The organism is Flavobacterium acetivorans (assembly GCF_020911885.1).
Classification (GTDB): Bacteria; Bacteroidota; Bacteroidia; order Flavobacteriales; family Flavobacteriaceae; genus Flavobacterium; species Flavobacterium acetivorans.
The window spans coordinates 726,354-739,796 of sequence record NZ_CP087132.1 but is presented as its reverse complement, the minus strand read 5'-3'; the positions used below and the strand labels follow the sequence as shown (position 1 = coordinate 739,796).

13 protein-coding genes and 1 tRNA gene are annotated in these 13,443 nt (G+C 32.7%); 12 read left to right on the top strand and 2 right to left on the bottom strand.

The window, feature by feature from the left end:
• Positions 1-34: 34 nt before the first annotated feature.
• Positions 35-598, bottom strand: a complete 564-nt coding sequence (locus tag LNP19_RS03330; RefSeq protein WP_230063398.1) for a hypothetical protein — start codon at positions 596-598, stop codon at positions 35-37.
• Positions 599-670: 72 nt separating this feature from the next.
• Here LNP19_RS03330 and LNP19_RS03325 point away from each other — a divergent pair, with 72 nt between their 5' ends.
• Positions 671-1,438, top strand: a complete 768-nt coding sequence (locus LNP19_RS03325; protein ID WP_230063397.1) for an amidohydrolase — start codon at positions 671-673, stop codon at positions 1,436-1,438.
• Here LNP19_RS03325 and LNP19_RS03320 read toward each other — a convergent pair.
• Positions 1,428-3,098 carry an Ig-like domain-containing domain gene (locus LNP19_RS03320; RefSeq protein ID WP_230063396.1) on the bottom strand — a complete coding sequence of 557 codons (1,671 nt, stop codon included), beginning with the start codon at positions 3,096-3,098 and terminating at the stop codon, positions 1,428-1,430. The genes LNP19_RS03325 and LNP19_RS03320 overlap by 11 nt on opposite strands.
• Positions 3,099-3,267: 169 nt before the next feature.
• Here LNP19_RS03320 and LNP19_RS03315 point away from each other — a divergent pair, with 169 nt between their 5' ends.
• The 11 genes from LNP19_RS03315 (at position 3,268) to LNP19_RS03265 (ending at position 13,419) form a co-directional block, all read left to right on the top strand.
• On the top strand, positions 3,268-4,272 hold the full coding sequence (locus LNP19_RS03315; RefSeq protein ID WP_230063395.1) for a hypothetical protein: 1,005 nt from the start codon (positions 3,268-3,270) through the stop codon (positions 4,270-4,272).
• Positions 4,232-6,502, top strand: a complete 2,271-nt coding sequence (locus LNP19_RS03310; protein ID WP_230063394.1) for a hypothetical protein — start codon at positions 4,232-4,234, stop codon at positions 6,500-6,502. Before LNP19_RS03315 ends, LNP19_RS03310 begins: the two co-directional genes overlap by 41 nt.
• A gap of 32 nt (positions 6,503-6,534) precedes the next feature.
• Positions 6,535-6,936 (top strand): methylmalonyl-CoA epimerase, encoded by a 402-nt coding sequence (mce, locus tag LNP19_RS03305; protein ID WP_230063393.1) that lies wholly within the window; start codon positions 6,535-6,537, stop codon positions 6,934-6,936.
• Between the two features lie 141 nt (positions 6,937-7,077).
• Positions 7,078-7,151: transfer RNA gene (locus LNP19_RS03300), tRNA-Ile, on the top strand.
• Positions 7,152-7,245: 94 nt separating this feature from the next.
• Entirely contained in the window at positions 7,246-8,142 is an 897-nt protein-coding gene (locus LNP19_RS03295) for a hypothetical protein (RefSeq protein WP_230063392.1), read from the top strand.
• 154 nt (positions 8,143-8,296) lie between these two features.
• A complete protein-coding gene (locus LNP19_RS03290) occupies positions 8,297-8,563 on the top strand; it encodes a helix-turn-helix transcriptional regulator (protein ID WP_230063391.1) in 267 nt (88 codons plus the stop codon).
• The gene (locus LNP19_RS03285) at positions 8,557-9,078 is read left to right on the top strand and encodes a hypothetical protein (protein ID WP_230063390.1); all 522 of its coding nucleotides are present in this window, start codon (positions 8,557-8,559) and stop codon (positions 9,076-9,078) included. Before LNP19_RS03290 ends, LNP19_RS03285 begins: the two co-directional genes overlap by 7 nt.
• A 40-nt stretch (positions 9,079-9,118) precedes the next feature.
• Positions 9,119-10,375, top strand: a complete 1,257-nt coding sequence (locus tag LNP19_RS03280; RefSeq protein WP_230063389.1) for a site-specific integrase — start codon at positions 9,119-9,121, stop codon at positions 10,373-10,375.
• A gap of 86 nt (positions 10,376-10,461) precedes the next feature.
• A complete protein-coding gene (locus LNP19_RS03275; protein WP_230063388.1) occupies positions 10,462-11,223 on the top strand; it encodes a hypothetical protein in 762 nt (253 codons plus the stop codon).
• 203 nt (positions 11,224-11,426) lie between these two features.
• Entirely contained in the window at positions 11,427-12,275 is an 849-nt protein-coding gene (locus LNP19_RS03270) for an AAA family ATPase (protein ID WP_230063387.1), read from the top strand.
• Complete coding sequence (locus tag LNP19_RS03265) at positions 12,256-13,419, top strand: DUF3871 family protein (RefSeq protein ID WP_230063386.1); 1,164 nt, start codon at positions 12,256-12,258, stop codon at positions 13,417-13,419. The genes LNP19_RS03270 and LNP19_RS03265 overlap by 20 nt, the downstream gene beginning before the upstream one ends.
• Positions 13,420-13,443 lie beyond the last annotated feature (24 nt).

Here is a 13,443-nt window from a genome sequence, read left to right as displayed (position 1 = left end):
GCGTTTTTTTATGGAACAATTTGAGGTGTTATTCTTAGTCTTTCCAGCCCCAAGGTGCCGAAGGTGTTGCAACTGTTTTTGTTAAATCAAATTTTACGGTAAAAAGTCTGTCCGAGCCTATGCGTCTTAAATTGTAAGTAAAAGATTTTTCGTCCAAAGTAATCCACCAGACATTTGCAGCAGCATTTGGTATTAAATCACAGGTTTGTTGATCGGCAGGAAAAAATTGCAATGTAGGTGAACCCGAATTGGAAGTTATTCCACCATATTGGGTAACCTTGTCTTCGGAACCATCCTCGTGACGATGGTCGTGTTTTAGTTGAATTCGGTCATTCTTGTAAGTTAATACCCAAGTTCTCGATTTGTCATCTGCCACAAAAAATGGGATTCGAATCGTGTTTTCATCACAATTGCGAACGTGCATCACTAGTTTTTTATTTCGAAAAGCATCGTTTTCAGTACCTTCAATTACTTCTCCTTCAAAAGATTTTCCGCATTGTTTCTGTAAATTTTCCCAAAATTGTTTTGCTCCTGATTTTTCTTGTGCAAAAATCAAAACTGAAAACAGCATACAGCATAGGAATAGGGTATTTTTCATAATTGTTTTTTTTGCTAATATAATGAACTTAAACTACTGTGATATTTCTTATTTTTATGAAAAAATAAAACAATGCAAGTTATATTGATTCAGGCTCCTCTGATTTGGGAAAATCCAAAAGTAAATCGCACTAATTTCGAAGAAAAAATTAATGCAATCAGTTCTGCTGTTGATTTGATTGTGCTTCCGGAAATGTTTACCACCGGTTTTACAATGAATCCAAGCGAAGTTGCCGAAACGATGCAAGGTGAAACTGTCCTTTGGATGCAATCTTTGGCGAAAGCCAAAAACAGCGCCATAACGGGAAGTATTGTTATTGAGGAAAATTCCAATTTTTATAACAGAATGTTATTTGTGTTTCCTTCAGGCGAAATTCAGTATTATGATAAAAGACATTTGTTTATACTTGCTGGAGAAGATAAAGTGTACAAGGCCGGCAGTCAAAAACTGATTGTTGATTATCTAGGTTGGAAAATCTGTCCGTTTGTTTGTTATGATTTGCGTTTTCCTGTTTTTTCAAGGAATGTTGAGGATTATGATTTGTTACTTTATGTGGCGAGTTGGCCAAAAATAAGAACAAATGCTTGGGATGCTTTATTGAAAGCACGAGCAATTGAGAACATGAGTTATGTTATAGGAGTCAATAGAACTGGTGAAGATGCGAATGGATATGCTTACATTGGTCATTCGCAAGTTGTCGATTTCTTGGGGGATCATATAGTGGATCCACAAGAAAAGGACGGTGTTTTCAAGGCAGAATTAAATAAAGAAAAAATGCTTCAAACAAGACAAAAACTAGGTTTTTTGAACGATAAAGATGCTTTTGAACTTAAAAACTAGATTTTTTCTTGGTACTGTCCGTTTTCTTTTTAGGCTGCGGCGTGTAGGGAAGACTCAAATCAAAAACATGAATAGCATCCCAGTTGGCTCGAACATCATCTATCTCTTTTGAATAATAAATGACTTCCTCTGAATAACGTTTTTCCAGATAATTTCCGGAATCGTATACTTTGTTTCTGTTTTCATCATAAATAACACGTAGGGAAAGTATTGTAGGTTCTAATAAATTAAAGTCTATTGTAGCGCTGTTTTCCGAGTATTCTGACGCAATTATTTCTCCTTTTGAATCGATCAATTCGACAATGACTGGGAAATGTTTTACGTTTTGCAATTGTACACTAAGATTACCAAAATCCGAATAGTCTCGAGTGTTTACTTGGTACTTTAAAGTATCATTGGACTTTTCGAAAAAATCAGTGAAAGCCCCTGGTAAAATAGAGAAAGTATATTTTTCTAGTGGTTCTTTCTTAAAATCAAAAAATAATTTCTGGTTGAAATCGTCGTATTCTGTTGTAAAAGCAACAGCAATTGAATCTTTGTTAATCAGTTTTATTTTTGAATTGTCAAACTGTGTCAAAGGTGTCGAAGATTCTAATGTGAATCGGTCTCTAAAATTTATTGTGCCATTTTGAACGGCAATAATGTTTAAAGTATCCTTTTTGGCGTCCTTTATTTTAAAATCAAAGTTTTTTTGATAGCTGTCTTTACTTACTGCCAAAGATAAAGAGTCTGCCTTTAGGGGTTTGTACCAGATTTGTAAGGAATCTTTTTTAGGAAACTGAGTGACAATGGTGGATATGATTTCGTTGTTATTTTTTAAAGTTATTTTTGGTCTTTCGCTAGCTAATTTCATTTTGCCTTCATAACCCATCAGCAAACGATTTCCAGATGCTAGAGTAGGTTTGAATGCTTTAAAGGGAAGTTTTTCTTTAAATAATTCCAATTCATAGACTGTGTCATTTGGGATGCTGATGAATTGCTTGTGGAACCCAATTTTATCATCTTTTGGGTTGAATTTATTATTGTTATTCTTGTCTTTCAAGGCCACAAGAAGGTATTTTCCTGCTTTTAGATTCTCCAATCGAAAGGTTTTTACGCTGTCTAAGGTGTTGGTAACGTATCTTGGGGTTTCCTTGTAAATTACAGAGTCTTTAAAGCTTTCGTTTACCTCATAGAGCATTACGGAAACAAAGGCATCAGCTTCTTTGTCGTAGGCATCTTTTATTCTTCCGCCAAGCGCCAAGGAGTCGATATACGCACCAGTTGAAAACACATATTTGAATTGATTGTATGGATTTCCTTCATTGTTGTCGGCAATACTTTGTCCAAAATTGAAACTATAAGTAGTATTAGGCTGTAAAGTGTCTTTGATTTTTATCGTAATAAATTTACTCGCAGTTGTAGGTAGTATCAATGGTTCATTCTTCATGGGTGGTGAAACGACCAATTGTTTGTTCAGGTTTTTAAGTCTGATATTCTCATCAAATACTAATTTGATTTCGTCTCCTTTAAAATTGGTGTTGAAGTTCTTAGGGAAACTCATTTTTAAAACAGGAGCAATGGTGTCTTTTAGACCGCCAGTGATTGATCCTCTTTTGGCACAACCAACAATTGAAAGTGCTACAACAATGTATATAATGAGTGCGTTATTTTTCAACATAAAAAGTTCAGAATTTAAGGTTACAAAATAACAATTATATTTACTCTAATCGAAACTTTTATAGAATTATTAAGGGATTTTACTAAGCTTAACAATTGATTTAACTGAGAGATGATTTTTTATTGCTAATAAATTCTTACATTTGCCTGACTTTTAATAGGGTCTTTTTTTGAAAAAATATTTTACTTATATCGTTTTAATTTTGGTTTTCGCTTCCTGTAATCAAGTAGAAAAACCGCTTATTGCTTTTTATTATTGGAAGACTAATTTTTCTTTGTCGACCTTAGAAAAAGAAGCTTTGCAGGATAACCAGGTACAAAAAATATACATTCGCTATTTTGATATTGATTTGCATCCAAAAACAAACCAGGCTTTCCCGGTAAGTCCTGTGCAGTTTTTGATACAACCACCAGTAAAAACAATTGTTCCTGTGGTTTATATTAAAAATAAAGTCATGCTAAAAACGGATTTTGATAGCAAGAAACTCGCGCGTCAAACCTATGATTTTGTACAACTGATCAATGCTAAAAACAATCTTTCGTGTCAGGAAATTCAAATAGATTGTGACTGGACATTGGAAAGTAAAACAAACTATTTGCAATTTATCGAAGATTTTAAACGCCTTTCAGATAAAAAACTTTCTGCCACAATCAGGCTTCATCAAGTGAAATATTTTGAAAAAACAAAAATCCCTAATGTCGATTCGGCTGTTTTGATGTATTACAATATGGGAACCATTGCAGTCAATTCGCTCAACTCGATATACAATCAGGATGTTGCGGCGCGTTATGTTAAGAGTTTAAAAAAATATCCTTTAGCGTTAGACTTTGCTTTGCCTATTTTTTCCTGGGGAATTCATATCAGTGAAGGAAAGGTAATTGGTTTGCGGAGCAAAATGACGGTTTCGGACTTGCAATTGGATCCTAATTTCACACCGGAAAATTCAAACAGTTTTAGGGTAAATCATTCGAATTATCGAAAAGGAACTTTTTATAAGAAAGATGATATCGTTAAGATTGAAGCTGTTTCTGCGGCTGATTTGAAAGAAATGGCTCGCGATTTAAAAGAAAATTCGGCTACAAGCCCGAAAGAAATTATTTTTTACGACTTAGACGAACTCAATATAAAAAATTATGAGAAAACTATTTTTAAACAAGTTGTTTCTTGTTTCTAGCGCTTTTTTGCTATTTGTTTATGGGATTATTTATGCTTGTGGTGGTGGCGATTGGTTTGAGGATTGGTATTATGGGTATAATTCTAATTTCACTCCTGAAGCCTTTGTTGATAAATCCTATTCACCCTTATTTTTATCGGGAGAGGTTTTTTATGGAATTGGTTTTGATGATGAGCACAATTCCAGATTCAATACGGAGATTACAGCTGATTGGGAAGTTTACCTGAAAGGGAGTATGAATGCCGAAACGGTAAGCTATTTCTTGATTGGTAAAAGTGCGAACGAAGTAGAGGAATTAAACGACTATTATCATTTCAAAAAAGAGAACGCGAGTTCCAAAAAATGGAGTCAAGTAATCAATTTGAAAAACAAAAAAGTAAAAGAGTTTCTAGGCTTTCTATACTTGGCAAAATACGTAGAAATAACTTCAGTAGCGGAAGAATATTGGGGTTATGATCGAGTTGAGGCTAAGGTTTTTTCTGATTGGGAGATTATTGCGGGTATTGAAAAAGCCTATAAAAGCAGTTCGGATAGTTTCATGAAAAACAGGTATTGGTTTCAATTGATGAAAGCCTATTTTTATAGCAACGACAAACAAAAAGGAATTGATTTTTTTGAAAAAACCGCGGATAAAGTACCTAAAAACACCTTGTATTATCGTGCTTTAGGATATTCGGCGGGATTGCATTATGCTAAAAAAAATTATGCCGTATCAAATTATTTGTACAGCCAGGTTTTTGATAAATGTCCGCCCATGCGAGTAGTGGCAGCTTATAGTTTTCATCCGCAAGAGGAAGCAGACTGGAATCAATCGTTGGCAATGGCCAAAACGAACCAAGAAAAAGCGGCACTTTGGGCTATTCATGGGTATTACAAAGACGAGGCAAATGCCATTGCAAAAATTTTTGACTTAGATCCCTCAAGCGAGCATCTGAATTATCTGTTGACGCGATTAATCAATGGTCAGGAGAATAAAATTAACGCGAATTATAAAGATAAATCAGTTGCAGAGAATAAGAAATCCCAATTAGCCAATATGGATAAATCGGTTTTGGCTTTGGTTGCTAAAATTGCGGCTTCCAATGCTACTCACGAGTCCTATCTGTGGAATATTGCTTTGGGTTATTTGCAAACTTTAAACGGAGAATATGCTAAAGCGGATAAAACCTTTGATGCTGTGGCTCCAAAGTTGCCTAAAACGGAGTTGGCTTCAAATCAGTTGCGATTGTTGCGATTTGTCAATAATCTGAATAAGATTTCGGTGATTAATGCTACTTCCGAAAAAACGATACTAAAAGATTTAGATTGGTTGTACAACCAACTTCCGAAGAAAAATATCGAGAGTTTTCGCTATTATAATGCTACCAGCTGGAGCAAATTGTATCTGGCGGCTTTGTATAAAACGCAAAAGAATAAAGTCATGGCAGAACTTTTGGTTCCTACAGAAGGTTTTTATGATGCCGATAAAGATTTGCAGGTAATGAAAAAATTCCTTTCGAAATCAAATAAAACCGAGATGGAACGAATTGCAAATAGTGTTTATAATTTGAAATTGAAGGACATTAATGCTTTTCAGGCTACAAAAGCCACTTTTGCTAATAAAATTCCTGAGGCAATAGCTTTCATGCAAAAGACGGATAGCTTGCAATATCTTAATTTTTTAGGAAATCCTTTTAATGGGAATATTAAAGATTGTCATGATTGCGAACATGCTGCTTACCAAAAAAGGAAGTTTAGTCAAATAGAATTTTTGAAGTTGATCAAAGAGATGCAGGATAAAATAGCTCAAAACGAAGATGTTTATAATAATAGTTTGCTGGTAGGAAATGCCTTTTATAATATTACCCATTTTGGAAATGCACGCATTTTTCATGAGGGCTCTATTACTGGTTTTGGCTCCAGTCCAACATATTTTAGAGAGCCTATTAAAAAAATGATCGTCGATTGTTCACTACCAAAAATGTATTATCAAAAAGCCTTTGAGGCGGCAACTACAAAAGAACAAAAGGCAAAATGCGTTTATTTGATAGCAAAATGTGAACGAAATGAGTTTTATAATAATAGGTATTATTTTCAAAATAAAAACTGGTGGGACGTTTATGGCGATAAGGTGAATTTTTTAGCTTGGGACGGTTTTAAGACATTAGAAAAAGAATATTCGGACACAAAGTATTATCAGGATGTAATTGCTGAATGTGGGTATTTTAATACTTATGTTAACAGACCATAATTGTATCTTTGTTGTTTAATATTATTGAGAAGATGAGAAAAATAGAACATATAGGGATTGCGGTAAGTGATTTAGAAGTTTCAAATCTGGTTTTTGAAAAGCTTTTTGGAGCGCCGGCTTACAAATCAGAGGAAGTAGAAAGCGAGGGAGTTAAGACTTCTTTTTTTAAGAACGGACCAAATAAAATCGAGCTTTTGGCAGCAACCCATCCGGACAGCCCTATAGCTAAATTCTTGGCCAAGAAAGGAGAGGGGATTCATCACATTGCTTTTGATGTGGAGGATATTGTATCAGAAATAGAGCGTTTGAAAAAGGAGGGCTTTGTTGTTTTGAATGAAGTTCCTAAAAAAGGTGCCGATAATAAGTTGGTTGCCTTTTTACATCCCAAAAGCACTAATGGGGTTTTGATTGAATTGTGTCAGGAGATAAAATAATTTGTTTTTATTAGAATTTTAGAATTCTAATAATCAATAGCTTTCTGATTCGAATGTTGAAATAGTATATTTAATATGAAATCTAGGCAGAAAATATTTGGAGCAAACGAAAAATAGTAGTAATATTGCAAACTCTTAACCGGTCCTATAGCTCAGCTGGTTAGAGCACCTGACTCATAATCAGGTGGTCCCTGGTTCGAGCCCAGGTGGGACCACTTTCAGAATCAAGCCTTTACAAAAATGTAGAGGCTTTTTTGTTTTTACAGGTTAAACATAGGTTAAACAATTTGAAAAATGTAAATTTGACTTATGTTTCCAAACCAGCTGTCAACACAAAATAAACCATTACTTTTCCTTGAAGTTTTCTTGACGCAAGATAACTTTGATATGTTTGAAAATGCTTTCTATAATAATTCAATTAATCCTTCTTTTGTTCCATTTAGAGAGCAAGGATATGTAGAGTATTTAGATAGTGAATATTTAAACGAAGATGTAGTTCCAAGGAAAGTTTATTTCAAAGATGAAATAATCAAAATATTAACTTCACAAAGAGACAAATCTATAAGGTTAATTAGTGATAAAGTTGAAGATGTTGAAAATTCAGGAAATTCAACTTTTAATTATATTAACAATACTAAATCCAAAATGATTGGTTTGTTAGAAGATGTACGTAGCAACAATAAACTGCATCAAGAAATAACAACTATTTTAAAAGGCATAAACCATACTTTAATTGAATTAAGCAAAGGAAGAGTATCGAGTAGAAAATCATCTATAGAAACTACTAACAAAAAGGGATTGTTTAAACCTAATATAAAAACGGGGAAACTGAAAATAATATATGACTTGACTCTCGAATTAGAAATTCTTGATGAAAATGTTGTTAGTCAAAATGACTTTATTAATGTATTTACACATCCAGACCCAAAACAAATTGATAACAGGATAGTGTTCAATATTGACAACAGAATAGCGTTTTACTTTATTAACAACATTAAAAAGCATTTTAGCAATCTTACACCATCAGCTATAAGTATTAGCGAATCTTTTTTTTCAAAACCCACAGAGAATAAAAAATCCATTCTATTAAAACAAAACAACATTGATAAAATTAATTATGATTTAAGAAAAGTTGATACTTCTAATTCTAAGTATAAAGATGTTTTAGACGCAATTAGAGATATGGAAGAAAAATACAAATTCTAAACTTACACTTTACCTTACACTTCATCTTACACCCTCCTTACACTTTTGTAATGAGGGTTTTTTTATGTCTTTTCTTTGATGAAAATTAACAGAGATATGCGCATATCTATAATATTAACATTTGAAAATTATGGAACACAATGAAATAAAGCCTATGACAAATAGGCAAGATAATTTAAGTAAAGAGTTTTTAACTATTGTAGAAGCAGCTAAGTACTTGAGTATCTCGGAATCTGCTTTGTACAAAAAAACGAGTAATAAGGAAATCCCTTATTACGTACCTGGAGGTAAAAAAATATACATCCTTAAAGGGGATCTTGATAATTGGGTTTTAAGTGGCAAGGTTAATCCTGTAAGTGAAATCAATTTGGAAACTGAACGTTACTTGAGTAGAAACTCTAAAATCCAAATGTCATGTTAGATTTTATTAGGATTGGATTAAGAATCCAGAAAGAATCAGAAGTTTTTATTTCTGCTCAAAGACGCTTTGAAGATGTGAAAATTACTTATCAGATCCATTCAGAGAAAATAGACTCTCCGATAATGACAACTTTTGTAACTAGTGATTCAGTAGTCATAGAAAAGATTACTTACTTGATAAATTCATTGTATAAATTTTATAGCGAAGAGCATAAACTTAAAGGTAATTATCATTATGATTTTACTTATAAAAATCTATGTGTTGCTATAGATAGAATAATTGAACAGTTACCTTTTTTAAAAAGCTCGGAACTGGCTCTATTAGAATTTGGTTTTGATTTTGAAAATCCAATTTATGCCAATAATATAGAAAAGAAAACGGCTTCCATATTTAAGGGTCGTTATTCTATGTTAACCACGTCTTATCAACCTTTAGGGATAAATGATGAAGCAAGTAAGGAAAAAAAATGCTCTAATATGTCATTAAAAATCAATTTAAAACCAGTAATAGTATAATAAAGATGTTGCAAAAAGTCAAAAATTTAAATTTTAAAGTATGGCAACTATAAAAATAGTCTTAAGAGACAAGCCTAATAGAGAGGGATTATATCCTATCGTATTTAAGATAACTAAAGAAAGAAAAACGAAGATAATTACATTAGGTATAGATTGCCTTAAAAAAGATTGGGATGAGAAATCATCCCAGTTTAAAAAAAGTTATCCTAATTATCTTCAGAGAAATAGAGTGCTATTAAACTTCAAACAAAAGGCGTTGACTATAATAGACGGGTTTAACCTTGAGGAGATAGACTTTACTTTAAATCAATTTGAAGAGAAACTTAGGGGAAAAGAGCAGAGTAAAATAACTGTTTTAGAATTTTGGTTGGAAAAAATAAATGATTTAAACCTTGCAGGAAGGACAGGAAGTGCCCGTGCTCATCAAGACACAAAAAATTCTTTCTTTAAATTTCATAAAAACCAGAAGGTTCTTTTCAGAGAAGTCACTGTTGAAGTTTTGGATAAGTATGAGACTCATCTAAGGGCTAATGGCAGTAATGACGGAGGGATAGGAGTAAGAATGCGTGAACTAAGAGCATTATATAATGAAGCTATTAGAAGAGGTGTAGTCCTAGAAAAATACTATCCTTTCAAAGTTTATAAAGTTTCGAAATTAAAAGGGAAGGGTTTCAAAAAAGCCTTGACAAGAGATGAAGTTAAAAAGATTGAAAATCTGGATGAGAATAAATACCCTCATTTATTAGAAGCTAAATATCTATTTGTTTTTTCCTATTACACAAGAGGTATGAACTTTTATGACATGATGAAGCTAACATGGGATAATATTGATAATGATAAAATCATCTATACTCGTTCTAAGACTAAAGGAAAATTTATTGTTAAGATTCTAGAACCAGTTCAGGAAATTCTCAACTTTTACAAAACAGTAAATACTTTAACAGGTTATGTGTTTCCAATCCTTTTAAAAGAGGGACTTACTCCTATTCAAATTGAGTATAGGAAATTTAAGAAGCTGAAGCAGTTTAATAGTGATCTGAAGAAGATTGCAGAAATAGTTGGTATAGACAAGCCTGTTACGAGTTATGTAGCGAGACACAGTTTTGCTACTAACCTGAAAGAATTAGGGATTTCAACTGATATTATAAGTCAATCTATGGGGCATCATAACGTAAGTATCACTACTGCTTATCTAAAAGATTTTGACAACAACATTATTGATGACGCCAATGAGAAGCTATTACAAGAACCTATATCTATCTATACTACAAGAAATGATATAAGGTTTTCAGCTTAATAATATGTTAAACATTGATCTTAAGATTCTTTAAGATTAATGTTTAATTACATAAATAAATTGTTTTATAAAATTTCAAAAAAATCATGATTAAAAAAATCGAATACGGGTATATTGACCCTGCAACATTTACGAAAAATAACCTTCAAGAATCCATGCGAAATTATGAAGAAGAGCCTGAAGAATTCGAAGAATTAATAGACGTACCTCTCTATGATTTGACTTTAGATTCTGAAGAAAACTTTAAAGATGGCATAGAAACTAAATACGTTTTGTTACCCATTAATAAAGACGGAGTAGTAAATGAAAACTCATACACCCCACTCCTAAATGCTGGTGGCAAAATAGTAGTGAACAATGATGGATTTAGACAGAATCTGGATATCATTTCAGACATTTTTATAATGGATTTCAACACTATGTTTGGTCTAAGACTATTAGTCTTTCAAAAGTACAACAGTAAATATTTTAGCTGTGATGAAAGGGTTTTCTTCGAAACCTTATTAATAAAGTTTCATGGATTCAGGTTTAAACCTTTTTTTATTTCTTACTCTACAATATTTAATGAATTAGGAATTAAGAAAGATAGGGTTATAACTATTTCAAAAAAATTTCAAAGGCTAGGATTTTTAAAAACTGAAATAAAAACAAAATTGATTGATAGAAGACCTTCACAGGTAACCTATTACCATCTGGACACAGATAAGATCTTGGAGTTATTACCAAAAATTTACATTGAAGAACATTTCGAGGACATTGATAGGGACATTAAAAAGTATCTTGAACCTGCATTAAAGAAAGTTAATACTCCTGCTGAAACAATACATATTTCTAACATCATGCAATAATTAAAAAGGGAGAGCTAATAGCTTTCTCTTTTTGCTTAAATAACCCATCAAGGAATTTCCTTCAATAAGTTATAATATATTATTAAGATTATGTATAGAAAGTAAGCTTATACATAATTAAAGCCTTCTCTTTTATTGGAGGATTTCCATTGATGGAAAATCAAAACCTACAAAAAACCACATAAATCATTAAATTATTTGTTATGGAATTAAAAAAATCAGAAAGAAGTAAAGCCAAAATAAAAATGGCTTTACAGGCTCCATCAGGAGCAGGAAAGAGTTACAGTGCTTTATTATTAGCTCAAGGTTTAACCAATGGAAACCTTTCTAAAGTAGCTGTCATTGACACAGAAGCAGGTTCAAGTAATCTGTATGCGCATATAGGTAGTTACAATGTTTTAAACCTGGAGTCTCCCCATTCACCTGAAAGATATATTGAGGCAATAGACTTATGTATCAAGTCAGGTATGGAAGTGATAGTTCTGGATAGCATCAGCCATTGTTGGGATTTCTTACTGGACTATCATGCTTCACTTACTGGAAATTCGTTCACGAATTGGAACAAGATAACTCCAAGACAAAAAGCTTTTGTAGAAAAGATACTTCAAAGTGATGTTCATGTCATTTGCACAATGCGAGTAAAACAAGACTATGTGTTAAGTGAAAGAAATGGAAAAATGGTTCCTGAAAAAGTAGGATTAAAAGCCATTCAAAGAGATGAGATTAGCTACGAGTTTACAATAGTTTTTGACATCGATTATAAACATTTTGCAACTGCTTCTAAAGACAGGACAAATCTGTTTGAAGGAAAACCTCAGTTTGTTATTAACTCTAATACAGGTAAAAAGATTTTAGACTGGTGCAACAGTAACATGACTAAAGGAGAGCTACAGGTTAAGGTAAGTGAATGTAATAACCAATCTGAGCTATTAATCCTTTATAATGAAAACCTAGATTTAGCCAAAACAATTGAACAGGATTTTGTAGCTAAGAGAAACCTTTTACAACAACTAACCTCAAATGTGTCATCAAATGGAAATGGAACTCACTAAAATCAGAAACGAGGAGACTCTTTCACATTTACCTGGAGCCTTTAAGGAGATAATATCTCCAGGTTTAAGTGACTCTTCACAAATGCACATAAATACTTCTTTTATTGAATTTAATTTAGAAAATAGAAGTGTAAATTTTGGAGAAGATACACAAGTTTTACATTCACCTGTAATCCTTAATGATATAAAGGATCCAGGTTTACACGAATCTTCAAATATCATACAAAAATCACCTTTTATAGAGGCTAACACGGAAGAGGTTAGCCTTTTTCATTTAAAAGAGAAATGTGTGATTCCAGTTTTCACAAAGGACAATGAAATTACTCTAAGTCATCAAGAGTTTATAGAAACTGCACTATCAGCTATTACTAAGGTATTCCCAAATGAAAACCTGGACACTCCTGAAATTAGGGTAAGCCACCAAATCAAGGGCAGAACTCCTGATGCTTTGCATATTGCTGCTAAAGATTTGCAAGAGCATCAAAGAACTTCTTATTTTGAGAGGATGGCTTTTATTATAAGGATTCCAGGTATTACTGAAACCATAAATGGCAACAAGTTATCACTAACAATAGGAGGTGTAAGAAGCTACAGCCTAGAGAACCTTTATAACAAGAAAACTTATGAAAAGTTTAAATTCTTCATAGGTTTTCAAAATATGGTATGCTGCAACCTCTGTGTTTCTACAGATGGTTTCCAGAGTGAAATTAGAGCCATGAGCTATTTAGACCTGGAAGATAAAATGCTTCAAGTAATACAAGGCTATAACATCAACCATCATTTAAACTCTATGAAAAACTTGTTGGAATATTCTCTTTCTGAAAGTGATTTTGCTCAAATTATAGGTAAAGCGAGATTATATAATTATCTGCCTAAAAAAGAAAAGGTTCTAATACCTGAGCTACTCTTGAATGATGGACATATTAATGCTGTAGCAAAAGACTACTACCAAGATGAAAGCTTTTGTAGAAATGCAAATGGTGATATTAGTATATGGGAGTTCTATAACCTGCTAACAGGAAGTAATAAGACTTCCTATGTAGATACTTTCCTTGAAAGAGGAGTGAATGCCTTCAGTTTTTCTGATGGCATCTCAAAAGCACTAAGTGATGGTTCTACCAACTATTCTTGGTTTTTGAGTTAATACCACCCAACCTCTTTAATTAGG